Annotated in this window: 27 protein-coding genes and 1 tRNA gene; 20 read left to right on the top strand and 8 right to left on the bottom strand. The window is 59.6% G+C overall.

All coding sequences use genetic code 11. The annotated features are described in order from the left end of the window. Positions 1-66: 66 nt before the first annotated feature. The 4 genes from gpmI (at position 67) to KGA83_RS21025 (ending at position 5,264) form a co-directional block, all read left to right on the top strand. Positions 67-1,596, top strand: coding sequence for a 2,3-bisphosphoglycerate-independent phosphoglycerate mutase (gpmI, locus tag KGA83_RS21040; protein WP_108216186.1), 1,530 nt, complete (start codon positions 67-69; stop codon positions 1,594-1,596). 240 nt (positions 1,597-1,836) lie between these two features. Beyond that, a complete protein-coding gene (locus KGA83_RS21035) occupies positions 1,837-3,132 on the top strand; it encodes a murein hydrolase activator EnvC family protein (protein WP_108216185.1) in 1,296 nt (431 codons plus the stop codon). 34 nt (positions 3,133-3,166) lie between these two features. Next, positions 3,167-4,486, top strand: coding sequence for a S41 family peptidase (locus KGA83_RS21030; RefSeq protein WP_223530775.1), 1,320 nt, complete (start codon positions 3,167-3,169; stop codon positions 4,484-4,486). Between the two features lies 1 nt (position 4,487). Beyond that, on the top strand, positions 4,488-5,264 hold the full coding sequence (locus KGA83_RS21025) for a divergent polysaccharide deacetylase family protein (RefSeq protein WP_108216183.1): 777 nt from the start codon (positions 4,488-4,490) through the stop codon (positions 5,262-5,264). A 129-nt stretch (positions 5,265-5,393) separates the two neighbouring features. Here the strand turns inward: KGA83_RS21025 and KGA83_RS21020 are convergent, their stop codons facing one another. The 7 genes from KGA83_RS21020 to KGA83_RS20990 form a co-directional block, all read right to left on the bottom strand. Continuing rightward, positions 5,394-6,149 (bottom strand): substrate-binding periplasmic protein, encoded by a 756-nt coding sequence (locus KGA83_RS21020; RefSeq protein WP_115947409.1) that lies wholly within the window; start codon positions 6,147-6,149, stop codon positions 5,394-5,396. A gap of 72 nt (positions 6,150-6,221) precedes the next feature. Next, a complete protein-coding gene (gene hisF / locus KGA83_RS21015) occupies positions 6,222-6,992 on the bottom strand; it encodes an imidazole glycerol phosphate synthase subunit HisF (protein ID WP_007972752.1) in 771 nt (256 codons plus the stop codon). A gap of 10 nt (positions 6,993-7,002) precedes the next feature. Next, the gene (hisA, locus tag KGA83_RS21010; protein WP_007972753.1) at positions 7,003-7,740 is read right to left on the bottom strand and encodes a 1-(5-phosphoribosyl)-5-[(5-phosphoribosylamino)methylideneamino]imidazole-4-carboxamide isomerase; all 738 of its coding nucleotides are present in this window, start codon (positions 7,738-7,740) and stop codon (positions 7,003-7,005) included. Between the two features lie 42 nt (positions 7,741-7,782). Beyond that, the gene (locus KGA83_RS21005; protein WP_095942301.1) at positions 7,783-8,043 is read right to left on the bottom strand and encodes a DUF2164 domain-containing protein; all 261 of its coding nucleotides are present in this window, start codon (positions 8,041-8,043) and stop codon (positions 7,783-7,785) included. Then, on the bottom strand, positions 8,044-8,682 hold the full coding sequence (gene hisH / locus KGA83_RS21000; RefSeq protein WP_008047713.1) for an imidazole glycerol phosphate synthase subunit HisH: 639 nt from the start codon (positions 8,680-8,682) through the stop codon (positions 8,044-8,046). It abuts the gene before it with no gap. Beyond that, positions 8,682-9,275: an imidazoleglycerol-phosphate dehydratase HisB gene (hisB, locus tag KGA83_RS20995; protein WP_003218037.1), complete on the bottom strand. Its 594-nt coding sequence runs from the start codon at positions 9,273-9,275 to the stop codon at positions 8,682-8,684. Before hisB ends, hisH begins: the two co-directional genes overlap by 1 nt. Positions 9,276-9,537: 262 nt before the next feature. After that, positions 9,538-11,202: an OFA family MFS transporter gene (locus tag KGA83_RS20990; protein WP_223530773.1), complete on the bottom strand. Its 1,665-nt coding sequence runs from the start codon at positions 11,200-11,202 to the stop codon at positions 9,538-9,540. 231 nt (positions 11,203-11,433) lie between these two features. On the opposite strand from KGA83_RS20990, the gene KGA83_RS20985 reads away from it, so the two are divergent. From KGA83_RS20985 to vapB, 11 genes are all read left to right on the top strand, one after another. Next, complete coding sequence (locus KGA83_RS20985; protein WP_108216179.1) at positions 11,434-11,838, top strand: acetyl-CoA sensor PanZ family protein; 405 nt, start codon at positions 11,434-11,436, stop codon at positions 11,836-11,838. A gap of 78 nt (positions 11,839-11,916) precedes the next feature. Continuing rightward, positions 11,917-14,148: an AsmA family protein gene (locus tag KGA83_RS20980; protein ID WP_223530771.1), complete on the top strand. Its 2,232-nt coding sequence runs from the start codon at positions 11,917-11,919 to the stop codon at positions 14,146-14,148. Then, on the top strand, positions 14,145-15,212 hold the full coding sequence (gene mutY / locus KGA83_RS20975) for an A/G-specific adenine glycosylase (protein WP_223530769.1): 1,068 nt from the start codon (positions 14,145-14,147) through the stop codon (positions 15,210-15,212). The genes KGA83_RS20980 and mutY overlap by 4 nt, the downstream gene beginning before the upstream one ends. Next, a complete protein-coding gene (locus tag KGA83_RS20970) occupies positions 15,209-15,481 on the top strand; it encodes an oxidative damage protection protein (protein ID WP_007972770.1) in 273 nt (90 codons plus the stop codon). Before mutY ends, KGA83_RS20970 begins: the two co-directional genes overlap by 4 nt. Before the next feature lie 103 nt (positions 15,482-15,584). Then, positions 15,585-15,660, top strand: a tRNA-Phe gene (locus tag KGA83_RS20965). A gap of 414 nt (positions 15,661-16,074) precedes the next feature. After that, positions 16,075-16,866, top strand: a complete 792-nt coding sequence (locus KGA83_RS20960) for a TSUP family transporter (protein ID WP_108216176.1) — start codon at positions 16,075-16,077, stop codon at positions 16,864-16,866. 302 nt (positions 16,867-17,168) lie between these two features. Then, positions 17,169-18,227 (top strand): YhcG family protein, encoded by a 1,059-nt coding sequence (locus tag KGA83_RS20955; protein ID WP_223530767.1) that lies wholly within the window; start codon positions 17,169-17,171, stop codon positions 18,225-18,227. A 68-nt stretch (positions 18,228-18,295) separates the two neighbouring features. Continuing rightward, positions 18,296-19,270 carry an alpha/beta fold hydrolase gene (locus tag KGA83_RS20950; RefSeq protein ID WP_223530765.1) on the top strand — a complete coding sequence of 325 codons (975 nt, stop codon included), beginning with the start codon at positions 18,296-18,298 and terminating at the stop codon, positions 19,268-19,270. Positions 19,271-19,306: 36 nt separating this feature from the next. Continuing rightward, positions 19,307-19,723, top strand: coding sequence for a hypothetical protein (locus tag KGA83_RS20945; RefSeq protein WP_056725823.1), 417 nt, complete (start codon positions 19,307-19,309; stop codon positions 19,721-19,723). Positions 19,724-19,729: 6 nt separating this feature from the next. Continuing rightward, on the top strand, positions 19,730-20,182 hold the full coding sequence (locus tag KGA83_RS20940; RefSeq protein ID WP_223530763.1) for a hypothetical protein: 453 nt from the start codon (positions 19,730-19,732) through the stop codon (positions 20,180-20,182). A gap of 29 nt (positions 20,183-20,211) precedes the next feature. Further along, a complete protein-coding gene (vapB, locus tag KGA83_RS20935; RefSeq protein ID WP_223530761.1) occupies positions 20,212-20,424 on the top strand; it encodes a type II toxin-antitoxin system VapB family antitoxin in 213 nt (70 codons plus the stop codon). A gap of 124 nt (positions 20,425-20,548) precedes the next feature. Here the strand turns inward: vapB and gabP are convergent, their stop codons facing one another. Beyond that, entirely contained in the window at positions 20,549-21,940 is a 1,392-nt protein-coding gene (gabP, locus tag KGA83_RS20930) for a GABA permease (RefSeq protein WP_115947416.1), read from the bottom strand. Between the two features lie 564 nt (positions 21,941-22,504). On the opposite strand from gabP, the gene KGA83_RS20925 reads away from it, so the two are divergent. The 5 genes from KGA83_RS20925 (at position 22,505) to KGA83_RS20905 (ending at position 26,702) form a co-directional block, all read left to right on the top strand. After that, a complete protein-coding gene (locus KGA83_RS20925; RefSeq protein WP_007972784.1) occupies positions 22,505-23,278 on the top strand; it encodes an ABC transporter ATP-binding protein in 774 nt (257 codons plus the stop codon). Between the two features lie 13 nt (positions 23,279-23,291). Continuing rightward, positions 23,292-24,038, top strand: coding sequence for an ABC transporter substrate-binding protein (locus KGA83_RS20920; protein ID WP_108216171.1), 747 nt, complete (start codon positions 23,292-23,294; stop codon positions 24,036-24,038). A 72-nt stretch (positions 24,039-24,110) separates the two neighbouring features. Beyond that, positions 24,111-24,806, top strand: a complete 696-nt coding sequence (locus KGA83_RS20915) for an ABC transporter permease (protein WP_223530759.1) — start codon at positions 24,111-24,113, stop codon at positions 24,804-24,806. Continuing rightward, positions 24,803-25,492 carry an ABC transporter permease gene (locus tag KGA83_RS20910; protein WP_108216169.1) on the top strand — a complete coding sequence of 230 codons (690 nt, stop codon included), beginning with the start codon at positions 24,803-24,805 and terminating at the stop codon, positions 25,490-25,492. The genes KGA83_RS20915 and KGA83_RS20910 overlap by 4 nt, the downstream gene beginning before the upstream one ends. Continuing rightward, on the top strand, positions 25,473-26,702 hold the full coding sequence (locus KGA83_RS20905) for a methyltransferase (protein WP_223530757.1): 1,230 nt from the start codon (positions 25,473-25,475) through the stop codon (positions 26,700-26,702). The genes KGA83_RS20910 and KGA83_RS20905 overlap by 20 nt, the downstream gene beginning before the upstream one ends. Positions 26,703-26,968 lie beyond the last annotated feature (266 nt).

Raw genomic sequence — 26,968 nt, 5'->3', positions numbered from 1 at the left:
GAACTTCGCTTTAAACTGCGACTCCTTTTTCCATTACCCCTTTTACCTCAGCCACGAGTGGATTCCATGACTACCACGCCTAAACCTTTGGTCCTGATCATTCTCGACGGCTTCGGTCACAGTGAGAGCCCTGAATCCAACGCCATCTTCGCCGCGAAGAAGCCCGTACTGGACCGCCTGTGGGCCACAGTGCCGAACGGCCTGATCTCCGGCAGCGGCATGGACGTCGGCCTGCCGGATGGCCAGATGGGCAACTCCGAAGTCGGCCACATGAACCTCGGCGCCGGCCGCGTGGTGTATCAGGACTTCACGCGCGTCACCAAATCGATCCGCGATGGCGAGTTCTTCGAGAACCCGACCATCTGCGCCGCCGTGGACAAAGCCGTCGCCGCCGGCAAGGCCGTGCATTTCATGGGCCTGCTGTCCGATGGCGGCGTGCATAGCCACCAGGATCACTTGGTCGCCATGGCCGAACTGGCCTTCAAGCGCGGTGCGCAAAACATCTACCTGCACGCCTTCCTCGACGGCCGCGATACTCCGCCAAAAAGCGCGCAGTCGTCGATCGAACTGCTCGACGCGACTTTCCAGGCCTTGGGCAAAGGCCGGATCGCCAGCATCATCGGTCGCTATTACGCCATGGACCGCGACAACCGTTGGGACCGCGTGTCTCAGGCCTACAACCTGATTGTCGATGGTCAGGGCGAATTCAACGCCGCCACCGCTCAGGAAGGCCTGCAAGCAGCCTACGAGCGTGGCGAGAGCGACGAATTCGTCAAAGCTACCTCCATTGGCGAGCCGGTAAAAGTCGAAGACGGCGATGCCGTGGTGTTCATGAACTTCCGCGCCGACCGCGCCCGCGAACTGACACGCGTGTTCGTCGAAGACAACTTCAGTGAGTTCGAGCGTGCCCGCCAGCCGAAACTGGCCGGTTTCGTCATGCTGACCCAATACGCCGCCAGCATCCCTGCACCGTCGGCTTTTGCTGCCGGCAGCCTGGAAAATGTGCTGGGCGACTATCTGGCGAAAAACGGCAAGACCCAGCTGCGCATCGCTGAAACCGAAAAATATGCTCACGTGACCTTCTTCTTCTCCGGCGGCCGCGAAGAACCGTTCCCGGGCGAAGAACGCATCCTGATTCCGTCGCCGAAAGTCGCCACCTATGACTTGCAACCGGAAATGAGCGCACCGGAAGTCACCGACCGCATCGTCGATGCCATCGAAAACCAGCGTTACGACGTGATCGTGGTCAACTACGCCAACGGCGACATGGTCGGCCACAGCGGCGTGTTCGAAGCGGCGGTCAAGGCCGTTGAATGCCTGGACCTGTGCGTGGGTCGCATCGTCGATGCACTGGAAAAGGTCGGTGGCGAAGCGCTGATCACGGCTGACCACGGTAACGTCGAGCAAATGTCCGATGAGACGACTGGCCAGGCGCACACTGCGCACACCACCGAGCCGGTGCCATTCATCTATGTCGGCAAGCGCGACCTGAAGGTCCGCGAAGGCGGCGTGCTGGCGGACGTGGCGCCGACCATGCTGAAGTTGCTGGGCCTTGAGCAACCGGCGGAAATGACCGGGACTTCGATTCTGGTCTGATTAGATCTTCCGAACGCCACAAAACCCTGTGGGGAGCCTGCTCGCGATAGCAATCTGACAGTCAATATCGATATTGAATGTTAGGACGCCATCGCGAGCAGTCGAGCGTCGACCGGCTGCTCCTACAGTGGGTTATCGGTGTTTTTCGGCCCAGTTATCACACAGTCAGAAATGGGCATTTTTTTTGCCGCCCATGGCGGGCATACTAGGCTGTCCCTTTCCCTGGTGCCGCCCGCCCCTATGCTTCGCGTCCTGATAGCCCTAGCCTTGACATGCCTGCTCCAACCGGCCTTTGCTGACGAGCGCGCAGACACCCAACAACAGTTGGACGCCACGCGTCAGGATATTGCCGAGCTGAAGAAACTGCTGGGCAAGCTGCAGGAAGAGAAGTCCGGTGTGCAGAAAGAGCTCAAGGGCACCGAAACCGAAATGGGCAAGCTCGAGAAGCAGGTCGAAGCCCTGCAAAAAGAGCTGAAGAAAAGCGAAGCCGAGCTACAGCGCCTCGATGCAGAGAAAAAAAAACTCCAGAGCGCGCGCACTGAGCAGCAACGACTGATCGCCATGCAGGCCCGGGCGGCCTACCAGAACGGTCGTCAGGAATACCTCAAGCTGCTGCTCAACCAGCAAAATCCTGAAAAATTCGCTCGCACCCTCACCTATTACGACTACCTGAGCCAGGCTCGCCTGGAGCAGCTGAAAAGTTTCAACGAAACCCTGCGCCAACTGTCAAACGTCGAGAAAGACATCGCCATGCAACAGGCGCAATTGCTGGTGCAGCAAAGCAGCCTCGATACCCAGCGTGACGAACTCGAGAAAGTTCGCCAGGAGCGCCAGAAAGTCCTGGCCAAACTCAATGACGACGTAAAGGCTCGCGATCAGAAACTGGCTGCTCGCGAGCAGGATCAGGCAGACCTGTCTAAAGTCCTTAAAACCATTGAAGAAACCCTGGCCCGCCAGGCCCGTGAGGCAGAAGAAGCGCGGCAAAAAGCGCTGATTGCCCAGCAGGAAGCCGAAAAAAAGCGTTTACGTGAGGCCCAGGCGCAGGCAGATGCCAGCGACGATGCCCCACGCAAACCGGTCAGATCGACACCAGGCGCACTGGTTTCCAGTTCCGGCGAGACCTTTGGCGGCCCGTTTGCGTCAACCCGCGGCAAACTTCCCTGGCCTGTCGACGGTCGACTGCTGGCGCGTTTCGGTGAAAGCCGTGGCGACGATGCCCGGACCAAGTGGGACGGCGTGATGATCGGCGCGTCTGCCGGCAGTGCGGTGCGTGCCGTACACGGTGGTCGCGTGGTATTCGCCGACTGGTTGCGTGGCGCCGGGTTGCTGGTGATTCTCGACCACGGCAATGGTTATCTGAGTCTGTACGGTCACAACCAGACGCTGCTCAAGTCTGCGGGTGACGTTGTAAAAGCCGGTGAGCCTATTTCCACTGTCGGTAACAGTGGCGGGCAGGACACACCAGCGCTGTATTTCGCAATTCGTCAGCTGGGTCACCCGAGTGACCCCGCGCAATGGTGCCACGCGCAAGGATAGGCGTTGAGTTACCTACATTAGGAGTTCGTTCGACATGCTGTATTTGTCCCGCCTTACCTCGCTGGCCCTGACGATCGCCCTGGTGATCGGCGCGCCTCTGGCGTTTGCCGCTCAACCAGCCCCGGCGGTTGCGCCTGCAGGCACTGTTGCGACCACCAAGGCGCCACTGCCGCTGGATGAGTTGCGCACCTTTGCCGAGGTGATGGACCGGATCAAAGCCGCTTACGTCGAACCAGTGGACGACAAGACTCTGCTGGAAAACGCCATCAAGGGCATGCTCGGCAACCTCGATCCGCATTCGGCCTACCTCGGCCCTGAAGACTTCGCCGAGTTGCAGGAAAGCACCAGCGGGGAATTCGGTGGCCTGGGTATCGAAGTCGGTGCCGAAGACGGCTTCATCAAGGTGGTTTCGCCCATCGATGACACCCCGGCCTCCAAGGCCGGCATCCAGGCCGGCGACTTCATCGTCAAGATCAACGGCCAACCCACCCGTGGCCAGAGCATGACCGAAGCCGTCGACAAGATGCGCGGCAAGATCGGCCAGAAAATCACCCTGACCCTGGTGCGCGACGGCGGCACACCGTTCGACGTGACCCTGACCCGCGCCGTCATTCAGGTGAAGAGCGTGAAGAGCCAGTTGCTGGAGTCGGGCTACGGCTATATCCGCATCACCCAGTTCCAGGTCAAGACCGGCGAAGAGGTTTCCAAGGCCCTGGCCAAGCTGCGCAAGGACAACGGCAAGAAGCTCAAGGGCATCATTCTCGACCTGCGCAACAACCCGGGCGGGGTGTTGCAATCGGCGGTCGAAGTGGTCGACCATTTCATCACCAAGGGCCTGATCGTTTACACCAAGGGCCGTATTGCCAACTCCGAGCTGCGCTTCTCTGCCACTGGCAAGGACGAAAGCGAAGCCGTGCCAATGGTCGTGCTGATCAACGGCGGCAGCGCTTCGGCTTCGGAAATTGTCGCCGGCGCCCTGCAGGACCAGAAACGTGCCGTGCTGATGGGCACCACCAGTTTCGGCAAGGGCTCGGTACAGACGGTTCTGCCGCTCAACAACGAACGCGCATTGAAGATCACCACGGCGTTGTATTACACGCCGAACGGCCGCTCCATCCAGGCCCAGGGCATCGTCCCGGACATCGAAGTGCGCAAGGCCAAGATCACCAGCGAGCAGGACAGCGACTACTTCAAGGAAGCGGACCTGCAGGGTCACCTGGGCAACGGCAACGGCGGCGCAGACAAACCGACCGGTTCCAGCGGCAAAGCCAAGCCGATGCCACAGGACGATGATTACCAATTGGCCCAGGCCCTGAGCCTGCTCAAAGGGCTGAGCATCACGTCCGGCCGTTGAGATGCTTCTGCGGTTGCTGATCGGGCTGTTGTGTTGTCTGGCGGGTATTGCTCACGCAGAACCCGCCGGATCGACGCCCCACAAAGCCTACCTGAGTCTGATCATCGATGACCTGGGGCAGAACCTGCCCCGGGATCGCCGCGTGCTGGCCCTGCCCGGCCCTGTGACCACGGCAATCATGCCGGACACGCCCCACGCCACCGAGTTCGCCCGCGAAGCCCGTCGCGCCGGCAAGATCGTCATTCTGCACATGCCTATGGATCCGGCCACCGGACCGTTCGCCTGGCATCCCGAGCTGCCCGTCGAGGAGCTGGAAAAACGCCTGAACGCCGCGTTCAAAATGGTCCCATACGCCAGCGGCATCAACAACCACATGGGCAGCCGCATGACCGCACAACCAGCGGCTATGGCCTGGCTGATGGCGGATTTGCAACGACGACACAAGTTCTTCGTCGACAGCCGCACCAGTGCCGGGACTGTGGCCGCTGCCCAAGCACAGAAGATCGGTCTGGCGAGCGTTTCGCGGGATGTGTTTCTCGATGATGAACGTACTGAAGCAGCAATCCTGACCCAGTTGCAGACCGCGATCAGCCTCGCGCACAAGCAGGGTTCGGCGGTGATGATCGGGCATCCGTATCCCCAGACCCTGGCGGTGCTGGAACGCGAATTACCCAAGCTCAAGGCTCAGGGGATCGAGTGGATTGATATCCGGCAGATGATCAGTGTGCGCAGCAACCGGGCGACGGCGGCGCATGGCAAGGATGGGGTGTACCGCTAATCCGTGGGCACGACCAAACAACTGTGGGAGCGAGCCTGCTCGCGATGGGGTCATGACAGTCACCGCAAATGTCGACTGTAAAACCGCTTTCGCGAGCAGGCTCGCTCCCACATTGATTTGTGCAGGACTCTACAGATACTGCGCCATGATCTCGTCCACCCGCCCTTCCTTGCGCATCTGGTCCAGTGCCGCCTGGAGCTTGGCCACCGTTTCGTCCGGCACATTCTTGTTCAGCGCCAGGTACAGTTCGGCACTGTTGAAACGCAGTACGGTTTTCAACCCGTTAACCCCTTCCTGGCGCGCCAGATAGCGCCCGGCCGGGTCACCGGTGGCCCACAGGTCGATCTGGCCGTTGACCAGTTTTTTCGCGTTGTCCTGATCACGCAGCACAACGATCGGGTTGAGGCCTTGCTTGGCCAGCGTCTCGGCAATGGCGTCGCCCTTGTAGGCGCCGATCTTGTACTTGCGCGCGTCATTCAAGGTTTCGAGGGTGATCTTGCTGTCAGCCTTGGCCAGCATGATCCAGTCATCCGGGCCAATCGGACCTACCCATTTGAATAGCTTTTCGCGATCCGGCAACCGCGCCATGACGAATACGCCGTAACCGGGTTTTTCCAGGGTGAGTTTGTAGATTCGCTCCCAAGGGAAACGCAGCGTCAGGCTGTAGGTAATGTCGGCGCGCTTGAAGATCTCGCGGACGATATCGGTGGCGATGCCATTGATGTTCTCGTCCTGAGCGAAGTTCTTGCCGTTCTTCGCCATGTTGTATGGCGGGAAGTTTTCCGTCAGCAACACCAGGCCGGTATCGGAACGATCTGCAGCGTGTGCCCCGTTAATGAGCAACAGAGAAGCACTGGCGAGAACGAGAAGAAAGCGTTTAAGCATATCTGGCTACCGAAATCCATGGCGTACCCAAGAGTGCCTTGGGCCCGCCATGATGTCCACTAGCCTGTATGTTTAGCGCATCACTATTCCGCGATGGGCCATATAGGCCTTGGCTTCCTGCACGGTGTATTCGCCGAAGTGGAAAATACTTGCCGCCAATACCGCACTGGCGTGGCCTTCGATAATGCCGTCGGCCAGGTGCTGCAGGTTGCCGACACCGCCGGAGGCAATCACCGGAATGCCCAGCGCATCGCTGATGGCGCGGGTGACGCCCAGGTCGAAGCCGTTTTTCATGCCGTCCTGGTCCATGCTGGTCAGCAGGATTTCGCCGGCACCCAGGCCTTCCATTTTCTTCGCCCACTCAACGGCATCGAGACCGGTTGGCTTGCGACCGCCGTGGGTGAAGATTTCCCAGCGCGGGGTTTCGCCCGGCCCGGAAACCTTCTTCGCGTCGATGGCCACCACAATGCATTGCGAACCGAAATGCTGCGCGGCCTCGCCGACGAATTCCGGGTTGAACACCGCGGCGGTGTTGATCGAAACCTTGTCCGCGCCGGCATTGAGCAGGTTGCGGATGTCCTGCACGGTGCGTACGCCGCCGCCCACGGTCAGTGGGATGAACACCTGGCTGGCCATGCGTTCGACGGTGTGCAGCGTGGTGTCGCGGCCGTCGACGCTGGCGGTGATGTCGAGAAAGGTAATCTCGTCGGCACCTTGCTCGTCGTAGCGACGAGCAATTTCCACCGGGTCACCGGCGTCGCGGATGTTTTCGAACTTCACACCCTTGACCACCCGGCCGTTGTCCACGTCCAGGCAAGGGATGATGCGTTTGGCCAGGGCCATGGTCGTTTCCTCAGCCTTTGTACGAATCGCAGAAAGCTTGCGCTTCGGCGACGTCGAGGGTGCCTTCGTAGATCGCACGGCCGGTGATCGCGCCGATGATGCCTGGCGCCTTGGCGTCGAGCAGGGTCTTGATGTCACCCAGGTTGTGGATGCCGCCGGAAGCGATCACCGGGATCTTTGTTGCAGCAGCCAGCGCGGCGGTAAACGGTACGTTGCAACCCTGCATCATGCCGTCTTTGGCGATGTCGGTATAAACGATGGCGGACACGCCGTCGGCTTCGAACTGCTTGGCCAGGTCGATCACCTGAATGGTGCTGATCTCAGCCCAGCCATCGGTGGCGACGAAACCGTCCTTGGCGTCCAGGCCAACGATTACCTTTCCCGGGAACGCGCGGCAGGCTTCAGCGACGAAGGCCGGATCTTTCACGGCCTTGGTGCCGATGATCACGTAGCTCACGCCCGCTTTCACGTAGTGCTCGATGGTTTCCAGGGAGCGGATACCGCCGCCGATCTGGATCGGCAGGTTCGGGTAGCGTTTGGCGATGGCAGTCACCACTTCGCCGTTGACTGGCTGGCCTTCGAACGCGCCGTTCAGGTCGACCAGATGCAGACGACGGCAACCGCCCTCCACCCACTTGGCAGCCATGCTCACCGGGTCATCGGAGAACACCGTGGAATCTTCCATACGGCCCTGGCGCAGACGAACACAGGCACCGTCTTTAAGATCGATAGCGGGAATAATCAGCATCTGGCAAACCTTCAAATTTGAATGATCAGCTTGGCTCGGAAATCAGTTTTTCTCGAGCGCCCACAGGTCACTTTCGATGCTTTCGAACCTCTCTTTGAGGTGCGCCTGCACATCGAAAATCGCCCTGTTGTAATAGTGCGGAGCAATTTCACGGGTAAACAGCTCAAGAATCTCCGCCGCCTCGAACGAGCCGAGGTCGAGTTCGAAGCGGTCCTCCATGAAACGCTTGATCTTGCGATTGGCCTCGCTCTCCTGCTCGGGAGTGAGGGTCAGAATCGGCGGCTTGGACTTCTTGGTTGCCATTTACCAGCGACCGTCCCACGCAGCGAAGTTCTGCAGCAACTGCAGGCCATGGGTATGGCTTTTCTCCGGGTGGAACTGCACGGCGAAACGCGAGCCTTCGGCCAGCGCCGCGGCGAAATCGACACCGTAGTGACCGCCCCCCACCACCTGCCGCGCGTTGGCGGCAGCGATGTAGTAGCTGTGCACGAAGTAGAACCGCGCCATGTCCGGAATGTCGTGCCACAGCGGGTGACTGACCTTCTGCTTCACTTCGTTCCAGCCCATGTGCGGGACTTTCAGGTGTTCGCCGTCTTCGACCAGATCCTTGCCGAAGAACTTCACCGCACCCGGGAACAGGCCGATGCAGTCGACTCCGTCGTTCTCTTCGCTGGTGTCGAGCAAGGCTTGCATGCCCACGCAGATGCCGAGGAACGGACGGTCCTGGCTGACTTCACGTACCAGCGAATCGAAGCCGAGGCGACGGATCTCCGCCATGCAATCGCGAATCGCGCCGACGCCAGGGAAAACCACCCGGTCGGCTTCGCGAATCACGTTCGCATCGCTGGTGATCAGCACCTTGCCGGCACCGACGTGCTCGAGGGCCTTGGCCACCGAGTGCAGGTTGCCCATGCCGTAATCGATAACCGCGACTGTCTGCATTACAGGACGCCCTTGGTCGATGGCATTTGCCCGGCCATGCGGTCATCGAGCTCCACGGCCATGCGCAGGGCGCGGCCGAAAGCCTTGAACACGGTTTCGATCTGGTGGTGGGTGTTGGTGCCACGCAGGTTATCGATGTGCAGGCTGACCAATGCATGGTTGACGAAGCCCTGGAAGAATTCCTGGAACAGGTCAACGTCGAAGCCGCCCACGGTGGCGCGGGTGTACGGCACGTGCATCTGCAGGCCTGGGCGACCGGAGAAGTCGATCACCACGCGCGACAGCGCTTCATCGAGCGGCACGTAGGCGTGGCCGTAGCGACGGATGCCTTTCTTGTCGCCGATGGCTTTGGCAAACGCCTGGCCGAGGGTGATACCGACGTCTTCCACCGTGTGGTGGTCATCGATATGCAGGTCGCCCTTGCTGACAATATCCAGGTCGATCAGCCCGTGACGGGCGATCTGGTCCAGCATGTGCTCAAGAAAAGGAACACCGATATCGAATCGGGCCTTTCCGGTGCCATCGAGGTTGATCGAGGCTTTGATCTGGGTTTCCAGAGTGTCGCGCTCGACAGACGCCTTACGTTCGGCCATCACCAGCTCCGCAAAATCATTGGGCGAAAAAGGCAGTCATTATAGGGGCGCGGGCGCCAAACAGAAACACGCGAGGTGATATCCCTGACGGAGTGAATTCGGGGGTGTTGGCGATAGACATGTCCATACAAGCCATTTCAGACACCCCAAAACAACTGTAGGAGCGAGCCTGCTCGCGATGAGGCCCTCACATTCAACATCATTGTCGACTGTCAGACCGCTATCGCGAGCAGGCTCGCTCCTACAAGGGTGATGCGTTTACTTAGTGAAACAGCACTGCCGTCTTCTGCAAGGTCACCCACACACCCCACGCCAGCGGAGTGCCCACCACCAACCACGCCGCAACCGCCAGCGGCTTGGTGCCCGGCGCGGCTTTCCACTCCAGCGACGTGCTGCTGTCAGCGCCTTTGTCGTGACCCAATGCCTGTTCGGCGGCCAGTTCGGCGTCGGTCATGAAGTACTTGTCGGCCACCGGACGCACCAGCAGGTTGCATAGGAAACCCAGCACCAGCAGGCCGGCGAGGATGTACAGGGTGATGTCGTACGCCGCTGCGCGCTCGACGCCGATGCTCAGCTGATACTCACGCAGATAGTTCACCAGCACTGGACCGAGCACGCCGGCAGCCGCCCACGCCGTCAGCAGGCGACCATGGATCGCACCGACCATTTGCGTACCGAACAGGTCCGCCAGATACGCCGGAACAGTCGCGAAACCACCGCCATACATCGACAGGATGATGCAGAACGCCGCCACGAACAGCGCGACGTTGCCCAGGTGGCCGAGGTTCGGAATCAGTGCATACAGGGCAAAACCCAGGGCGAAGAACACGAAGTAGGTGTTTTTGCGGCCCAGGTAATCCGAGAACGAAGCCCAGAAGAAACGCCCGCCGATGTTGAACAGACTCAGCAAACCGGTGAAACCGGCAGCAATGGCGGCAATTGAAGCCAGTTGTGAAGCATCGAGTTGACCGAATGCCAGGTCATTGCCCAGCAACTTGCCACCGAACACTTCCTGCAGCAGCGGCGACGCCATGCCGAGGATGCCGATACCGGCCGATACGTTCAGGCACAGCACCAGCCACACCAGACGGAACTGCGGCGTCTTCCAGGCCACATTCACGTGAACATGACGATGAGTGATCATTGCGTTCGAGGCTTTTTTCGCCGGGGCGGTCCAGCCTTCAGGCTTCCAGCCGGTTGGCGGGACTCGGTAGGACAATGCGCCACCGATCATGAACACGAAGTAGATCGCGGCCATCACCAGGAAGCTCTGCCACACGCCGACGCTGGTTGGCGAAGCGAAATGCCCCATCAACGCCGCCGCCAGCGGAGCACCGACCATTGCGCCGCCGCCAAAGCCCATGATCGCCATGCCGGTCGCCATGCCGCGCTTGTCCGGGAACCACTTGATCAGGGTCGACACCGGCGAAATGTAGCCCAGGCCCAGGCCGATACCGCCAATGACCCCGGAGCCGATCCACATCAGCCAGATCTGGTGGGTATACACCCCCAGTGCCGAGATCAGCAGACCACCACACCAGCACAGCGCCGATACAACACCGGCCTTGCGCGGCCCGGCATGCTCCAGCCAGCCACCCCAGATGGCGGCCGAGCAACCCAGGAAGATGAAGAACAGGGTGTAGATCCAGCCGAGCATCGAGATCGGCCAGTCACACTGGGACGAAAAGACTTGCGCGATAAAACTCATGTCTGGCGCGCAGGCCACTGGAGCGGTGATGCCCAGTGCCTTGGACAGCGGCAACCAGAACACCGAAAAGCCGTAGGCCATGCCGATGCAAAGGTGGATGGCCAACGCGGCCGGTGGCACCAGCCAGCGGTTGAAACCGGGCTTGGCGATGATCCGCTCCTTTAACAGGAACGCAGGCTGGTCGGCGCTGTAGCCGTCCGCCGTTATGCTCGTGGTCATTGTGTATCCCCCAATTATCAGTAGGGTTCGCCAGCCACGGTTCACTCCCGGCCTTGACGCACGCAGGCATGACCGTTTTTTTGGTGGAGCGCCTTGTTGTGCGACAACAGGTCGCAGAAGGACGGACGAACGGGCAAAGGTTACCATCTGCAAGTGACAGAAAAACCAAACTGACATCACCTTTTGTACGTCATCCGATCTCCATCGCTTCATGACCTCACAGGAATCACCATGCCGATCATTGTCGAGCCGCTGAACCAAGCCACTGCCCAGGATCGGCAGGATCTGCACAAGATCTACCACGACGCCCCAGACTGGCTGTTCGCGCCGTTTTCCGGGGAAGCGCAGTTGATCGAAGACTGTTTGCGCGATGGCACACTGATCGCCGGACGCTTCAATGATCGCCTGCTGGGCGCGGCCCGCTTGCAAAGGCACCAAGATGCCTGGCACTTGTCCCAAATATGTGTGCGCAAAATTACCCGTCGCCGCGGGGTTGCCGAGCGACTGGTCGCCGAAGCCCGGAAAATGGCCGAGCAATCGGGTATGACGCTGCGCTTGCTGGCGCCTGCCGGGCATCTGGAGGCGCAAGCACTGGCGGCCAAGTTGAAACTGCCGCTGGATGTACTGCCGACGTGATCGCTGACCGGCCGTCTGTTCGGGGGCGCTATACTCTTCGGCTAAATTTTGAATTCGACTAATTACAAGGACTCGCCCATGAAAGCGTTCGGCAAAATCCTGGGTCTGGTACTTCTCGGGCTGTTGCTGATCATTGTGGCGCTGGGCTTTGCCCTGACCCACCTCTTCGATCCCAACGACTACAAAGACGAGATTCGCCAGATAGCCCGCGACAAGGCCCACATCGAGCTGACGCTCAATGGCGATATCGGCTGGAGCCTGTTCCCGTGGCTGGGCCTGGAGCTGCACGACGCCAGCGTCGCGACCATGGTCAAGCCGACCGAACCGTACGCCGACTTGCAGATGCTCGGCCTGTCGGTGCGCGTACTGCCGCTGCTACGCCGCGAAGTGCAGATGAGCGACGTGCGCGTCGAAGGCCTGAACCTGCGCCTGAACCGCGACAAGGACGGTCACGGCAACTGGCAAGACATCGGCAAGCTGCCGGCACCGACCAAAACCGACGCGACCAGCACCCCGCCGGCCGCTGGCGAACCTGCGCCTGAAGCCAACGTCGCGGCGGAAAAACCGCCGCAACCGATTCGCCTGGACATCGACAGCCTGACCGTGAACAACGCACGGGTTGAATACACCGATGAACGAACCGGCAAGAGCTTCAGCGCCGAAAGCATTCAGTTGAGCACCGGTGCGGTTCATGACTCCGTCAACATCCCGCTCAAGCTCACGGCTTTCCTGTCAGCCAACCAGCCGGCATTGCGAGTGCGTACCGAGCTCAACGGTGAGGTGCGCATAGCACGTGCACTGCAGCGCTATCAGCTCGAAGACATGAGGTTGTCCGGCGAAGTGACCGGCGACCCATTGCAAGGCAAGACCATGACGTTCGCCGCCCAGGGCCAGCTGGTGCTGGACAAGGCCGCCAACATCGCCGAATGGACTGGTATCAAGATCTCCGCCAACCAACTGCGGGCACTGGGTGAACTGAAGGTCAACGACCTCGACAAGACCCCACAGGTCAGCGGCGGCATCTCGATTGCCCAGTTCGACCTGGCGAAATTCGTCGACAGCGTCGGCCAGAAACTCCCGGCCATGGCCGAAGGCAGCCTGAGCAAAGTCGAGCTGGTCAGCCGATTGGCAGCGACACCGACCAGCCTGTCGCTTGACGATCTCAACCTGAAAGTCGACGACAGCACCTTCAGCGGCCGTATCGCCGTCGAAGACTTCGCAAAGCAATCGTTGCGCGCAGCACTCAAGGCCGACACCTTCAACGTCGACCGTTACCTGCCGCCGAAATCCGCCGAGGCCAATAGCGCGACACAAGTGCGTCAGGCCGAAGTCGCCAGCACCGAAGCCGATGCCATGGCCGGCGCCGGCAGTACTCCGTTGCCACCTGCGCCGACCAAGGACGCGTGGAGCAGCGAGCGCCTGTTGCCAGTGGAACGCTTGAGCAAGCTCGATGTGGACGCCGACCTGAGCTTCGGCCAGTTGACCCTGCAAAAACTGCCGATCCATAACGCTGCGCTCAAGGCCACCGGCCAGGGCGGCCTGCTGACACTGGCCAACCTGCGCGGCGACCTGTACGAGGGCAGCTTCGAAACCAACGGCACGCTCGATGTACGCCAGCCGGTGCCGGCGCTGAACCTGCAGACGAAGATCAGCCGGGTACCGGCAGAAAAAATCCTCGAAAGCCAGGGCAAGAATCCGCCGGTCAAAGGCCTGGTCACGCTCAACAGCAGCCTGACCGGTAGCGGCAACAGCCAGAAAGCACTGATCGAAACCCTCAACGGCAACGCCAGTTTCGTCATCAACAATGGCGTGCTGCTCAACGCCAACCTTGAGCAACAGCTGTGCAAAGGCATCGCCACGCTCAACCGCAAAACCCTCAACGGTGAGCCGCGCGGCAAGGACACACCGTTCCAGGAGCTCAAGGGCAACCTGACCTTGCGTAACGGCGTGGCCAGCAACCCGGACCTGAAAGTGCGCATCCCCGGCATGACCGTCAACGGTGACGGTGACATCGATCTGCGAGTGCTGGGCATGGACTACCGCGTCGGCATCATCGTCGAAGGCGATACCAGCGCCATGCCGGACCCGGCCTGTCAGGTCGGCGACAAGTTTGTCGGCATCGAGTGGCCACTGCGCTGCCGCGGCCCGCTGGAGCTGGGCGCCAAGGCTTGCCGTTTGGATAACGACCGCATGAGCCAGGTCGCGTCCAAACTGGCTGGCGACAGGATCAGCGAAAAAATCGACGAAAAATGGGGCGACAAGGTCAACCCGAAACTGAAAGACGCGCTCAAGGAGCTGTTCAAGCGATGAGAGCCGAGCAGTTTTCAACGGCGGTGCTCGACTGGTTCGACCGCCACGGCCGTCACGATTTGCCCTGGCAGCAGGACATCAACCCGTATCGGGTATGGGTCTCGGAAATCATGTTGCAGCAGACCCAGGTCAGCACCGTGCTGAACTACTTCGACCGCTTCATGGCTTCGTTGCCAACGGTCGAAGCCCTGGCGGCGGCACCGGAAGACGAAGTGCTGCACCTGTGGACGGGCCTGGGTTACTACACCCGCGCGCGCAATTTGCAGAAGACCGCGAAAATCGTCGTCGAGCAGTACGGCGGCGAATTTCCCCGAGACGTGGAAAAACTCACTGATCTGCCGGGGATCGGCCTGTCCACCGCTGGCGCCATTGCCAGCATCAGCATGGGCCTGCGTGCGCCGATCCTCGACGGCAACGTCAAACGGGTGCTGGCGCGATTTACCGCACAAGAGGGCTACCCCGGCGAGCCGAAGGTGGCCAAACAGCTCTGGGCCAACGCTGAGCGCTTTACACCGCAGACCCGCGTCAACGCCTACACCCAGGCGATGATGGACTTGGGCGCGACGCTCTGCACCCGCAGCAAACCGAGCTGCCTGCTGTGCCCGCTGGAAAAGGGCTGTGAGGCGCACATGCTCGGCCTGGAAACCCGCTACCCGATACCCAAGCCGCGCAAGGCCATCCCGCAGAAACGCACACTGATGCCGATGCTCGCCAACGGCGAGGGCGCGATCCTGCTTTACCGTCGCCCCTCCACGGGCCTGTGGGGCGGCTTGTGGAGCCTGCCGGAACTCGACGACCTCGACGACCTGCCGCATCTGGCATCGCAGCACTCGCTGGAGCTGGGCACCCAACAGGCATTACCGAGCCTGGTGCACACCTTCAGCCATTTTCAGTTATCCATCGAACCCTGGCTGGTTCAGGTCCAGGAGTCCGGCCACCACGTGGCCGAGGCTGACTGGCTCTGGTATAACCTCGCCACCCCGCCGCGCCTGGGCCTTGCCGCCCCGGTCAAAACCTTGCTCGAACGCGCGGCCGCCGTATTGAACGCAGGAGAGTCGTCATGACCCGCACCATCATGTGCCGCAAGTACAAAGAAGAATTACCAGGCCTGGAGCGCGCTCCCTTCCCGGGCGCCAAAGGCCAGGACATTTTTGACCACGTCTCGGCCAAGGCCTGGGCCGACTGGCAAAAACACCAGACCCTGCTGATCAACGAAAAACGCCTGAACATGATGAACGCCGAAGATCGCAAATATCTCCAGGGCGAGATGGACAAGTACTTCTCCGGCGAGGATTACGCCAAGGCCGAAGGCTACGTGCCGCCGTCGGAATAACCCCGATTTATCGGGGGTCGGAACGTAAGCGACGGTAATAATTAAAATTTTTTTGAAAACTTGCTTGACGACCCCCTGAAAAACCCGTTTAATGCGCCCCGTTGCCCAGATAGCTCAGTCGGTAGAGCAGGGGATTGAAAATCCCCGTGTCGGCGGTTCGATTCCGTCTCTGGGCACCAAATACCGAAAACCCTGAATCGCAAGATTCAGGGTTTTTTTATGCCTGCGATTTGTCCAGGCACTACTCGAGGCACCATCGAAGCGCCAATTCCCACCTCCTCTCGCCACGCCAGCAAGTGCCCGTAATGGTTGCCGGGGCTGAGTCCACAAAAAATTTCAGATATTGGAAATCGGCCCTTTCTGGCAGTCTCTTGGTTTGTCGGAATACTCCGTATGCTTTAACGGAATTGGATGACATACGCTGATCATCGGTTTGCACAGAATGGGCATTTTTGGCCTGTCGAAAATTTCGTCTCCTATCGTTATTTCAGAAGACCCGTTGAGGCTGCAGGGCTGACGTTTGCCAAACGCCCTGACTGTTGAGTGGCCAGTCACACGGATGACTTGCCAATAATTGTAAAAGAGGGATTGGGATGTCTTGGGATGTAATTAGCCTATTGGCGCTCGTGGCGTTCTGCGCCGGTTTTTTTGATGCCATTGCAGGTGGGGGCGGGCTGATAACATTGCCTGCACTTTTTCTGGCTGGGATGGACCCCATCAGTGCGATTGCCACGAACAAGTTCCAGGCCGCTTCGGCAACTGTTTCGGCAACTGTAACCTTTGCTCGCAAAGGAATGATCGAGTGGCGCGAAGGCCGTTTCCTGGTTATCTGCGGATTTATTGGCGGCGCCAGTGGTGCCTTGCTGGTCAGCTCTATTGATAAACGCTATCTGGAAGTTTGCGTACCTATCATGCTGATCCTGGTAGCCATCTATTTTGCGCTCTCTCCAAAGCTGGCCAATGAAGATCGACGCAAGAGAATCGGCATTCTGCTTTTTTCGTTTAGCGTTGCGCCGATTCTTGGCTTCTACGACGGTATATTTGGCCCCGGTGTGGGCTCTTTCTTTATCGTCGGATTCGTACTGCTCTGCGGCCTGGGCATGATGCGGGCCATGAGTTTTACCAAACTTGCCAACGCCTCATGCAATCTCGGTTCTCTGTCGGTCTTTATCACCAAAGGTGTGATTATCTGGCCGGTAGCCATTGCCATGGCTTTGGCAGCCTTCGTCGGCGCTCAATTGGGTGCACGGGCCGCTGTTCGGGTCGGACCACGGCTGATCAAACCTATGTTGATCGTGGTCTGCTGCGCCTTGGCCATCAAGCTGCTGAGCGTAGAAACCAACCCTTTACGCGTTGCACTCATCCAGACACTGGCTTCGTTATGATCACCACTCGGTGATGACCGGCGCTTCCTTTTGCCTGGGATCTGACGATGCACCCACTCCACGTCGCCAGACTCTCAATCGTTACATCCTTTGGATTTCCAGTCGGAGGGAGGGGGCCCTGGATTGATTTGGCCTGAGTACGAAACGTACTACGCCACTTGCTCCTCAACCCTCACCCGGATTCAGACCCGTCCCGCCGCAGAAGCCGGTATTTCCTGCCTGTTTCTCGGTAACTCCCGGCATCTTCGAAGGGTGCTCATTTGTCATGCTCTTTCGCTGTTCAACCTGCTGCGGAAGACCTCATGACGGCCCTCACACCCAACGACACTCACGACCCACATCTGGCATCACTGCTTGGCAACCTTGGCAAATTGATCCATCAGGCACGTCAGAAGGTGCTTCGGGCGGTCGATACCGTTCAAGTGCAGACCTGTTGGCAGATCGGGCGACATATTGTCGAGTTCGAGCAGGAAGGGGCTCGGCGGGCGAGATATGGAAAGCGCTTGCTGGCCACTTTGGCGAAAGTGCTCAGTGCCGACTTCGGCAAAGGCTTTGACGAACGCAATCTGCGTTACATGCGGGATTTTTATCAAACTTTTCCAATTTGGAACGCAGTGCGTTCCGAATTGAGCTGGACCCACTACCGCCACCTGCTTCGGGTCGACAACGACAGCGCCCGCCTCTGGTACATGAACGAATCAGTCACCCAAAACTGGTCAAGCCGCGCCCTGGAGCGCCAGATCAATACGTTGTATTACGAACGCCTGCTGGCGAGCCGCGATCGCGGCAGCGTCAAGCAGGAGGCCGCCACCCACATTCAAAACATGAAGGCCAGCCCTCGTGATTTCATCCGTGATCCGGTGGTACTGGAGTTTCTTGGTTTACCCAGTGCCGGCATGCTTCAGGAAAGCGAGATCGAACAAGCACTGATCGAACAACTGCTCGGCTTCTTGCTGGAGCTGGGAAAGGGCTTCGCGTTCATTGCCCGCCAGCAACGCATCGGTACCGACAGCAAAGACTTCTACATCGATCTGGTGTTCTACAACTACCTGCTCAAGTGCTTCGTCATCGTCGATATCAAGCGCGGTGAACTGACCCATCAGGATGTGGGGCAGATGGACATGTACGTGTGCATATACGACGACCTCATACGCAGCGCGCAAGACAGCCCCACCGTCGGCATCATGCTCTGTGCGCAAAAGGATGAATCCGTGGTGCGTTACTCAGTGCAGGACGCAAACGAGCAACTGCTCGCCAGCAAGTACAAGCTTGTCTTGCCGAGTGAAGAAGAACTGCGTAACGAGCTGGATCGGCAACGGGCGGCACTTGAAGAACGACTGCTCGATCAACCACTGCGTTGAGGTGAATGGATTGTTCATCAGCGGCATCAAGACTATCGTTGGCAGCTACCCGCAAAGGACTGACGCCGATGAATTTGCAGGACACGCCTCCACTGGCCCCCACTTCCATCGAGTTGCCGCTGCCGGATACCACCCCCGGCAAACCGTTCAAGGAAACCGCCTCGGACGGTTTCATCCTCGGTGGCTTCACCTGGCGACACCCTTCTCGGGACGCCACTCGTCCGGTCGTGATCATCAATGCCGCCACTTCGGTCCGTTGCCGCCACTACTCGCGCTTCGCCGACTACCTGTTCGCCCACGGTTTCGATGTCATCGCCTATGACTACCGCGGCATCGGCGAGTCGCGGCCGGCATCGCTCAAGGGGTTTCAAGCCTCGTGGACCGATTGGGGAGCGCTGGATTTCGAGGCGATGCTCAAGCGCGCACAGCGCGAGTTCCCAAGGCAGCCCATCGATGTGGTCGGCCACAGCTTTGGCGGCTGTGCAGCGGGCCTGGGGGCGTCCGGGCACCTGATCCGGCGCCTGGTGACGGTCGGTGCACAATTCGCCTACTGGCGCGACTATGCGCCGGCCCATCGCTGGCGCATGTTCGGCAAGTGGCATGTGCTGATGCCATTGGTAACGATGATCTACGGCTACTTTCCGGGCAAACGCCTTGGATGGCTGGAAGACACACCCGCCGGCGTGGTCCGTGACTGGAGCCTCTCCACCGCCCGTTTCGAGAAACGCTCCAGCGGCCGCGCAATCAGCAAAACCACCGGACAGCTACCCTTTGCCGGCGTCACCGCGCAAACCCTGGCCATCAGCATCAGTGACGATCCCTACGGCACGATTCCGGCCATCGAACGCCTGCTCAGCTACTTCACCGGCAGCACAAACTCCCACTTGCGTATCCACCCTGAAGACATCGGCGAAGAAGAAGTCGGACATTTCGCCTTTTTTCGCAGCGCATACCAAGCCACACTATGGCCCATTGCATTGACCTGGCTGCAAAACGGCGAACTGGCCCCCGATTCCCCGGGGCGGCGAGTACCGCGCAGCTAAGTCAATTGCCCTTTCAACGAATACGGAACGATGCCCATGGCCTCCGCCAACAAGCAGCAAAAACGCGCCACCCGCGCCAAGGCCAAGGCCAAGCAGAACCGCACCCAGCGGGCTGCCGCGCCGGTGGAACTGGACCCGAACGATGATCGCATCGACTTCGAATCGGTGGACCTGACCGACATGTTCAAAGAGATGATCGACGCACAAAAGATCAGCCAGCAGGCCATGTGCGCGGCCTTTCTGGAACATCCGCTTATCGCACTGGTACTGGAGCAGGAAGGTGAGGAAACAGCGACAGACTTCATCCTCGCTGCTCTGATCGAATATCGCCAATGGTCCGCTGAAACCGACGAGGCTGGCGCCCTGGCGTGGATCGAATCACCGGCCTTCCAGGCTGACTACGTGGCGGCGTCCGACGCCATTGCCGCGCAAACCCAACAGAAACCGAACTGAGTTCCCATGGCCTCCCTGAACAAGCAACAGAATCGCGCCAAGCGTGCAAAAGCCAAAGCCAAGCAAATCAATATCCACGGCCGCAAACCCGCCGCGCTGGACGATGACCTTGGCCACCTCGCCGAGCCGATCCCGGAATACACCCTGGCGATGTTCAGCAAAATGCGCGACGCGGAAGCCGTCAGCCGCGGCGAAATGCTCTCGGTGTTGCTGACGAACCTCGCCTTTATCATCATCGACCATCCAGAACTGCTGGACATGGAAAACGCCGACGACGAAGGCATGGCCGCCACCCACCTGGCCGCCGACATGCTGATCGACTACCGCATGTGGGCCGACGGCATGGACCGCGACGCCGCCCAGGCATGGCTGAGCGAGCCGCAGTTCATTACTGACTTCGGCGCTGCGCTGGATGTCTACCGCGAGTCGCTGGAAGCACCCGAAGAAAAAGGCGTATAAAACTTCGGCGTGAAGCGCAGGAGGCTCGAATGAAAAAAATCACCCTCTTCATGAGCAATCGAAGTCAGGAAGCCCCTCTGTCCAAAGCCGTTGCAATGCCCGGCGACGTAAATCGTGTCGATATCGTCGCCATTGGAAGGGCACTCATCGTCACTCCCGCTTGTGAAACATGGGACAGCTGGTTCGACGGCGACAACGTCACTAAAGACTTCATGGCCGATCTTGAGCAATCTGCTGATTAGAGCGGTTCCGGGGTTACGCGTAGAAGACTGGGTTCATGTCGACTGAACACAGAACAATCGACAGAAACAAAAACGGCCGCTCGTCATCACTGACAGCGGCCGTTTTTGCATTACGCGGTATGGATCAGTTCAGCACCACCGCGCCACGCTGTTCCAGTTTGCGACGGCGAGCCACCAGCAAGCCGGCAGCTACCACCAGAGCACTGAGCAAGCCGGTCGCAAGAATTTCCACGCGATGGGCGTCCTGGAACAGCATGATGGTCAGGGCCGCGACGATGAATACGATCACCGCGTAGGTCAGGCCAGGGAACAGCCACATGCTGAAGGCGATTTTCTCCCCGCGCGCTATACGCTGCTTACGCATGCGCAGTTGCGAAATCGCGATCACCAGGTACACCAGCAGTGCGATGGCGCCGGAGCTTGCCAGCAGGAATTCGAACACGGCAGCCGGGGCTACGTAGTTGGCGAATGTTGCCAGGAACGCAGCGCCGGTGGACAACATCACTGCCCAGTATGGCGTGCCACTTTTGTTGGTGCGGGTGGACATGGCCGGTGCATCACCGCGTTTGCCCAAGGAGAACAGCATCCGCGACGAGGTGTAGAGCGCCGAGTTCAGACAGCTGGTTACAGCAACCAGTACCACAATGTCGACGATGATCTTGGCGTTCGGGATGCCCATGCGCTCAAGCACGGTCTGGTAGGAACCGAGGCTGGCCAGAATCGGGTCGTTCCATGGCACCAGCGCCACAACGATGAAGATCGACACGAGGTAGAACAAGCCGATCCGCCAGATCACCGAGTTGGTGGCCTTGGAGATTTGCTTGCCTGGATCTTTCGATTCCGCGGCCGCGATGGTCACGATTTCGGTGCCCATGAAGGAGAACATGGTGGTCAGGATCGCACCCAGCACCGCGCCCATGCCGTTTGGCAGGAAGCCCTGGGTGTCGAACAGGTGCGAAACGCCGCTGACCTGGCTGCCCGGCAGGAAGCCGAAGATCGCCATGAGGCCCAGAACGATGAAGCCGATGATGGCCAACACTTTGATCAGGGCGAACCAGAACTCGAATTCACCGTAGTTCTTCACACTGAACAGGTTGGTCACGGTCAACAGCATCGTGATGACCAGGGCGAAGGCCCAGATGTCCACACCCGGGAACCAGGCATGCAGGATGGTCGCGGCGGCGTTGGCCTCCAGCGGAATCACCAGCACCCAGAACCACCAGTACAACCAGCCGATGGTGAAACCGGCCCAGTGACCGATCGCACGGTCGGCGTAAGTCGAAAACGAACCAGTGTCCGGCGAGGCAACGGCCATTTCGCCGAGCATGCGCATCACCAGCACCACCAACATACCGGCGGCGGCGTAAGCCAACAGAACAGCCGGACCTGCAGCGGCGATGGCGTGACCCGAGCCAACGAACAGGCCGGCGCCGATAACCCCGGCAATCGACAGCATGGTCACGTGGCGCGGTTTAAGCCCCTGTTCGAGGCCATTAGAGCTTTGGGTACTGCTCATTAAAACTACCTTTGTAAGGAGAAGCGAATGCGTGCATCCCGTTCGGCGATCCTTCTCGTAAAAAGAAGCCAACAGGGCGTTCTGTATTCTGCACGCAATAATTGCGCCAAAATATTTCAAATCCTTCTAACCCGGTGATTCCGACCAGACCGGACAGTCATCGCAACCCATTGAATTTAATGGCACTTCGCCAGAGCGTTACCCTGCGACCCACATTGTGTGGCGAATCAGTGCACCGGAAACACACCTGAAAATGGCTCTGTGCACATTAAAAGTGCGCAAGCAGTGCATTTGGCCGGATAGCGCTTCCAACACCCTGTCAAAGCTGGCAACATCGCGCCTTTTTTTGCGGCAGCCACCGCGCTTTTTATCGACAGGCAAGGTTCAAACGGCTGTTCGGTTGTTGATGGGGCGACAGTCTGCTGCGCCGATGCGACAACCTGCCACACACCAGCCGTTTACCGTCCGTAGCGCTGTTGGCTGCCATTGAAACGCTATGCTAGGTTGGCCGCCTCGTCAGGAAGGCCGCCAACAGCAGGAGCGCAACATATATGAGGAACGCACATGGCTGAGGCCACGCCCGCGCTTGAAATCCGCAACTTGCACAAACGCTACGGTTCGCTGGAGGTGCTCAAAGGCATCTCGCTGACCGCCCGCGACGGCGATGTGATCTCGATCCTGGGTTCCTCCGGCTCCGGCAAGTCCACGTTCCTGCGATGCATCAACCTGCTGGAGAACCCGCACCAGGGCCAGATCCTGGTCGCCGGCGAAGAACTCAAGCTCAAGGCCGCGAAGAACGGCGAACTGGTGGCCGCCGACGGCAAGCAGATCAACCGCCTGCGTAGCGAAATCGGTTTTGTGTTTCAAAACTTTAACCTGTGGCCGCACATGAGCGTGCTCGACAACATCATCGAAGCCCCGCGCCGCGTGCTCGGCCAGAGCAAGGCCGAAGCCATCGAAGTGGCCGAAGCCCTGCTGGCCAAGGTTGGCATCGCCGACAAACGCCATGCCTATCCCGCGCAACTGTCCGGTGGCCAGCAACAACGGGCGGCCATCGCCCGCACCCTGGCCATGCAGCCCAAGGTCATCCTGTTCGACGAGCCCACCTCGGCGCTTGACCCGGAAATGGTCCAGGAAGTACTTAATGTCATCCGCGCGCTGGCCGAAGAAGGCCGCACCATGCTGCTCGTGACCCACGAAATGGGCTTCGCACGTCAAGTCTCCAGTGAAGTGGTGTTCCTCCACCAGGGCCTGGTAGAAGAGCAAGGATCGCCACAGCAGGTGTTTGAAAACCCGCTTTCGGCGCGCTGCAAACAATTCATGTCCAGCAACCGCTAACGGAGCTACCCACATGCAGAACTACAAAAAGGTCTTCCTGGCTGCCGCCGCCACCCTGGCGTTCAGCGCCGGTGCCATGGCCGAAACCCTGAAGATGGGCATCGAAGCGGCTTACCCGCCGTTCAACAATAAAGATGCCAGTGGCAATGTCGTCGGCTTCGACAAAGAAATCGGCGACGCCCTGTGCGCCAAGATGAAAGTCGAGTGCACCGTTGTGACCTCCGACTGGGACGGCATCATCCCGGCCCTGAACGCCAAGAAGTTCGACTTCCTGATTTCCTCGATGTCGATCACCGACGAGCGCAAGGGCGCGGTGGACTTCACCGACCCGTACTACTCCAACAAGCTGCAGTTCGTCGCCAAGAAAGACATCGACTTCAAAACTGACAAGGACTCCTTGAAAGGCAAAGTGATCGGCGCCCAGCGTTCGACCCTGGCAGGCACCTTCATGGAAGACAACATGCCGGGCGTTGAAGTCAAACTCTACGACACCCAGGAAAACGCCTATCTCGACCTGACTTCCGGCCGCCTGGACGCCATCCTGGCCGACAAGTACGTCAACTACGAGTGGCTGAAAAGCGACGCTGGCCGTGCCTACGAGTTCAAGGGCGACCCGGTGGAAGAAAGCGACAAGATCGGTATCGCAGTTCGTAAAAACGACCCGATCCGCGCGAAGCTGAACGCCGCGCTGAAAGAAATCGTCGCTGACGGCACCTACAAGAAAATCAACGACAAGTACTTCCCGTTCAGCATCTATTGATTCTGACCTGCCTGACCGGCGCCTGATGGCGCCGGTTTTCGGCCTTGCCTGCCGCGATTTGAAAAGAAATCCATGATTATCGACCTCTACGGATTCGGCCCGGCGCTCGCCGCTGGCGCGCTGATGACTGTGAAACTGGCACTCTCGGCCCTGTGCCTGGGGCTGGTACTCGGTCTGCTCGGCGCCTTGGCCAAGACTTCCCCGTACAAGCCGCTGCAATGGCTTGGCGGCACTTATTCGACCCTGGTTCGCGGCATCCCTGAATTGCTCTGGGTGCTGTTGATCTACTTCGGCACGGTCAACCTGATGCGTGCCCTGGGCGAGTTCTTCGGCAATCCCGACCTCGAACTCAACGCTTTCGCTGCCGGCGTGATTGCGCTGGGCCTGTGCTTCGGCGCCTACGCCACGGAAGTGTTTCGCGGCGCGATCCTCGCCATCCCCAAAGGCCATCGCGAAGCCGGCGTGGCCTTGGGCCTGTCGAAATGGCGCATCTTCACCAGGTTGATCATGCCGCAGATGTGGCGCATCGCCCTGCCGGGCCTTGGCAACCTGTTCATGATCCTGATGAAAGACACCGCGCTGGTGTCGGTGATCGGCCTGGAAGAAATCATGCGTCATGCGCAAATCGGCGTGACCGTCTCCAAACAGCCGTTCACCTTCTTTATGGTGGCCGCGTTCATGTACCTGGGCCTGACGGTTCTGGCGATGACCGGCATGCACTTCCTGGAAAAACGCGCCGCTCGCGGCTTCACGAGGAGCACCCAATGAACTGGGAAGTCATCATCAAGTGGCTGCCGAGACTGGCCCAGGGCGCGACCCTGACCCTGGAACTGGTGGCCATCGCCGTGATCGCTGGTTTGCTGCTGGCCATTCCACTGGGCATCGCCCGCTCGTCGCGCTTGTGGTGGGTGCGGGCATTTCCCTACGGCTACATCTTCTTTTTCCGTGGTACGCCGTTGCTGGTTCAGCTGTTTTTGGTCTACTACGGCCTGGCGCAGTTCGACGCGGTTCGAAACAGCTCGATGTGGCCGTACCTGCGCGATCCGTTCTGGTGCGCCACGGCGACCATGACCCTGCACACTGCGGCCTACATCGCCGAGATCCTGCGCGGCGCCATCCAGGCCATTCCACCGGGCGAGATCGAAGCGGCGCGGGCGCTGGGCATGTCCAAACCCAAAGCACTGCTCTACATCATCCTGCCGCGTGCCGCGCGCATCGGCCTGCCGGCCTACAGCAACGAAGTGATCCTGATGCTCAAGGCCAGCGCCCTGGCCAGCACCGTGACCTTGCTGGAACTGACTGGCATGGCCCGCACCATCATTGCCCGGACCTACCTGCCAGTGGAAATCTTCTTCGCCGCCGGCATGTTCTACCTGGTAATGGCCTATGTGCTGGTGCGCGGCTTCAAACTGCTGGAGCGCTGGCTGCGCGTCGATGCCTGCCAAGGGCGTTGATACCGGCGTGTTGACGGGCGAGGCCCTGCTCGCCCGTTTCACCGCGCTGGATGCTTTTCTGACAGCGCATCAGGGTCTGTGGAAACCTCGCCCGTTCACTCATCTGCAGCTACCCTGGGAAGCGTCCTACCCGGAGCTGGCCGCATGGTTACGTGAGCGAACGCTGGAAGACGCGGAAAACGCTCACAACCAACCTGCCCTTCTGGATGCACCGGAACCCTTTGCTTGCCTGGCAACGATGTCCATTGCCTTGAGTGCGGTGGATGAATTGCCTGCACGCACACTCGAAGCGGCCGGCCATCGGTTGAACGTCGATGTGCCGGGACGCAAATGGCAACAGATCGAAGCCTTCGCCAGTCGATTGCAGTTTTCCGAGGCACCGCGACACTGGCTGGACTGGTGCTCGGGCAAGGGACATCTGGGGCGCCGCCTGCTGCAAGCGGGGCAACAACTGACATGCCTGGAATACGACCCGGCACTGGTCACCAGCGGCCAGGCACTCAGCCAACGTCATCACCTGCACGCACTGCATATCGAACAGGATGTGCTCGCGGCAGACGCAGCTTCTTTACTGAGTGCGTATCACACGCCCGTCGCGCTTCACGCCTGCGGTGATTTGCATGTGCGACTGATTCAACTCGCCAGCGCAACAGGCTGCAAACAAATCGCCATTGCGCCGTGCTGCTACAACCGGATCGGCCTTGCCCAATACTCGCCGATTTCCTCGGCCGCCAAAGGCTCCGGCTTACAGCTTTCCCTCGACGACCTCGCGTTGCCCATGAGCGAAACCGTTACCGCCGGTGCCCGCGTGCGACGTCAACGCGACGCCTCCATGGCCCGGCGTCTGGGCTTCGACCTGCTGCAACGGCAACTGCGCGGCATGGACGAGTACCTGCCAACCCCCTCCCTGCCCAGCGCCTGGCTGGACAAACCCTTCGCCGATTACTGCCATCACCTGGCGTCACTCAAAGAGTTTTCCACAATCGGCGCGCAAGATTGGTCAGCCCTCGAGGCCGCCGGATGGCAGCGTCTGGCCGAAGTGCGCAACCTTGAACTACTACGCGGACTGTTCCGACGTCCGCTGGAACTTTGGCTGGTCCTTGACCGGGCACTTTTCCTCGCCGAACTGGGTTACAGCGTCCGCGTCGGCACCTTTTGCGACGCCCCGCTCACGCCGCGTAATTTCCTGCTCCTGGCCGAACGCGCTTAAACCCATCCGCCCTGTGGATAACTCTGTTGATGGAATTATCACGGATCCAATATCCACGCCTGTTTCAGGGCAAAATCAACACTGTTCATTTTTTGTACACCAGCACAAAAAATCGAAAAAACAGGCATTTACGAACAAATGAGAACGGATCCACAAATTCGACCTAAACCCAGTGCGCTGCCGATGGCATTGTGCATAAGCATTTAATGAAAACGACATAAATGCCTAATCCCGGACCGCTGACAGGGGAAATTGCACCGCTGCAC

The organism is Pseudomonas sp. GL-R-19, assembly GCF_019956375.1.
In the GTDB taxonomy this organism is placed as follows: Bacteria; Pseudomonadota; Gammaproteobacteria; order Pseudomonadales; family Pseudomonadaceae; genus Aquipseudomonas.
The sequence above is the reverse complement of the archived record's forward strand: the minus strand, read 5'-3'. Positions and strand labels throughout refer to the sequence as shown.

What these genes read in the sequence shown, in the direction of transcription:
- gpmI (WP_108216186.1), top strand. Translation starts at nt 67, where the DNA reads ATGACTACCACGCCTAAACCTTTGGTCCTGATCATTCTCGACGGCTTC.
- KGA83_RS21035 (WP_108216185.1), top strand. Translation starts at nt 1,837, where the DNA reads ATGCTTCGCGTCCTGATAGCCCTAGCCTTGACATGCCTGCTCCAACCG.
- KGA83_RS21030 (WP_223530775.1), top strand. Translation starts at nt 3,167, where the DNA reads ATGCTGTATTTGTCCCGCCTTACCTCGCTGGCCCTGACGATCGCCCTG.
- KGA83_RS21025 (WP_108216183.1), top strand. Translation starts at nt 4,488, where the DNA reads ATGCTTCTGCGGTTGCTGATCGGGCTGTTGTGTTGTCTGGCGGGTATT.
- KGA83_RS21020 (WP_115947409.1), bottom strand. Translation starts at nt 6,149, where the DNA reads ATGCTTAAACGCTTTCTTCTCGTTCTCGCCAGTGCTTCTCTGTTGCTC.
- hisF (WP_007972752.1), bottom strand. Translation starts at nt 6,992, where the DNA reads ATGGCCCTGGCCAAACGCATCATCCCTTGCCTGGACGTGGACAACGGC.
- hisA (WP_007972753.1), bottom strand. Translation starts at nt 7,740, where the DNA reads ATGCTGATTATTCCCGCTATCGATCTTAAAGACGGTGCCTGTGTTCGT.
- KGA83_RS21005 (WP_095942301.1), bottom strand. Translation starts at nt 8,043, where the DNA reads ATGGCAACCAAGAAGTCCAAGCCGCCGATTCTGACCCTCACTCCCGAG.
- hisH (WP_008047713.1), bottom strand. Translation starts at nt 8,682, where the DNA reads ATGCAGACAGTCGCGGTTATCGATTACGGCATGGGCAACCTGCACTCG.
- hisB (WP_003218037.1), bottom strand. Translation starts at nt 9,275, where the DNA reads ATGGCCGAACGTAAGGCGTCTGTCGAGCGCGACACTCTGGAAACCCAG.
- KGA83_RS20990 (WP_223530773.1), bottom strand. Translation starts at nt 11,202, where the DNA reads ATGACCACGAGCATAACGGCGGACGGCTACAGCGCCGACCAGCCTGCG.
- KGA83_RS20985 (WP_108216179.1), top strand. Translation starts at nt 11,434, where the DNA reads ATGCCGATCATTGTCGAGCCGCTGAACCAAGCCACTGCCCAGGATCGG.
- KGA83_RS20980 (WP_223530771.1), top strand. Translation starts at nt 11,917, where the DNA reads ATGAAAGCGTTCGGCAAAATCCTGGGTCTGGTACTTCTCGGGCTGTTG.
- mutY (WP_223530769.1), top strand. Translation starts at nt 14,145, where the DNA reads ATGAGAGCCGAGCAGTTTTCAACGGCGGTGCTCGACTGGTTCGACCGC.
- KGA83_RS20970 (WP_007972770.1), top strand. Translation starts at nt 15,209, where the DNA reads ATGACCCGCACCATCATGTGCCGCAAGTACAAAGAAGAATTACCAGGC.
- KGA83_RS20960 (WP_108216176.1), top strand. Translation starts at nt 16,075, where the DNA reads ATGTCTTGGGATGTAATTAGCCTATTGGCGCTCGTGGCGTTCTGCGCC.
- KGA83_RS20955 (WP_223530767.1), top strand. Translation starts at nt 17,169, where the DNA reads ATGACGGCCCTCACACCCAACGACACTCACGACCCACATCTGGCATCA.
- KGA83_RS20950 (WP_223530765.1), top strand. Translation starts at nt 18,296, where the DNA reads ATGAATTTGCAGGACACGCCTCCACTGGCCCCCACTTCCATCGAGTTG.
- KGA83_RS20945 (WP_056725823.1), top strand. Translation starts at nt 19,307, where the DNA reads ATGGCCTCCGCCAACAAGCAGCAAAAACGCGCCACCCGCGCCAAGGCC.
- KGA83_RS20940 (WP_223530763.1), top strand. Translation starts at nt 19,730, where the DNA reads ATGGCCTCCCTGAACAAGCAACAGAATCGCGCCAAGCGTGCAAAAGCC.
- vapB (WP_223530761.1), top strand. Translation starts at nt 20,212, where the DNA reads ATGAAAAAAATCACCCTCTTCATGAGCAATCGAAGTCAGGAAGCCCCT.
- gabP (WP_115947416.1), bottom strand. Translation starts at nt 21,940, where the DNA reads ATGAGCAGTACCCAAAGCTCTAATGGCCTCGAACAGGGGCTTAAACCG.
- KGA83_RS20925 (WP_007972784.1), top strand. Translation starts at nt 22,505, where the DNA reads ATGGCTGAGGCCACGCCCGCGCTTGAAATCCGCAACTTGCACAAACGC.
- KGA83_RS20920 (WP_108216171.1), top strand. Translation starts at nt 23,292, where the DNA reads ATGCAGAACTACAAAAAGGTCTTCCTGGCTGCCGCCGCCACCCTGGCG.
- KGA83_RS20915 (WP_223530759.1), top strand. Translation starts at nt 24,111, where the DNA reads ATGATTATCGACCTCTACGGATTCGGCCCGGCGCTCGCCGCTGGCGCG.
- KGA83_RS20910 (WP_108216169.1), top strand. Translation starts at nt 24,803, where the DNA reads ATGAACTGGGAAGTCATCATCAAGTGGCTGCCGAGACTGGCCCAGGGC.
- KGA83_RS20905 (WP_223530757.1), top strand. Translation starts at nt 25,473, where the DNA reads ATGCCTGCCAAGGGCGTTGATACCGGCGTGTTGACGGGCGAGGCCCTG.